Origin of the sequence: Candidatus Kurthia intestinigallinarum (genome assembly GCF_003991225.1) — a bacterium.
Classification (GTDB): Bacteria; Bacillota; Bacilli; order Bacillales_A; family Planococcaceae; genus Kurthia; species Kurthia populi.
Window position 1 is genome coordinate 1 of sequence record NZ_JTFC01000092.1, and the last position, 906, is coordinate 906.

Genomic DNA, 906 nt, shown 5'->3' on the forward strand with positions numbered 1-906 from the left:
TCGATTTTTAATCTTTTCTTCAATTTGCTTCAAGGCTTCTTGATAGCGATCATATTGAGTTGCAACTGGTTGTAAATGTAGGTTGGTATGCACGCATATTCACCCTTTCTATAAAATATGTATAAGTATATTTTTGCATAATAAGTTAAATAAATACATAAAAATATTCAGGAGTTTTGGGTGAAAAAAAGAGCGGTTCTTTTATGTAATTACCTTGTTATTATTTACCTTACATAAAAGAACCATAGTAATTAAAATTTGAATAATTTATTAATTTAACAAAGGAGTGAAGTAAATAATTATGAATTCACAATCAGAAGAAATTTATGAAAATATACCTCTAGATGAGCAGGATGCTTTATGGGATATAAAACAGGAACTTGCAGAAGTAGAAGAAAAGGCTACAAATTTAGCAAGAACTTTGAAAAATTCTAAATCTTATTCAACAAAGGTATATGTAAGTGGTGACAGTGTAGAAGTATACTTTCATATAACACCTATCCAATTAAGAGATTTATCAAGTAGTGATACAGGTAAATACAGACGTAGCTACTCTAAAAATGACAACAAGACACCTGAAGAACGACTAAAATCAAGAGCTAAGAGTAATATCAGAGCTAGAAATACTGTTAAAAGACTTATCAAAGCCAATTTTTCTAACGGCGATAAATTCATTACTTTAACATTTGAAAAGAATATAACTGATGTAAAAGAAGCCAATAAAGCATTAAAAAACTTCAAGAAAAAATTGCGTAGATTATGTAAAAATGAAGAGCTTAAATTTATTGATGTAATAGAGTTTCAAGAAAGAGGAGCGATTCATTATCATATGATTGTTAATCTAGATATAACGCAAGGAGTTTTAGAGGAGAAATGGGGCTTAGGGAAAGCAGAGGTAAAAGATAT

At 29.0% G+C, this 906-nt stretch carries 1 protein-coding gene; it reads left to right on the forward strand.

Translation table 11 applies throughout. The features are described from left to right. Window positions 1–301: 301 nt before the first annotated feature. A partial coding sequence (locus tag QI30_RS18835) for a rolling circle replication-associated protein (protein WP_425475035.1) occupies window positions 302–906 on the forward strand: 605 nt, incomplete at its 3' end.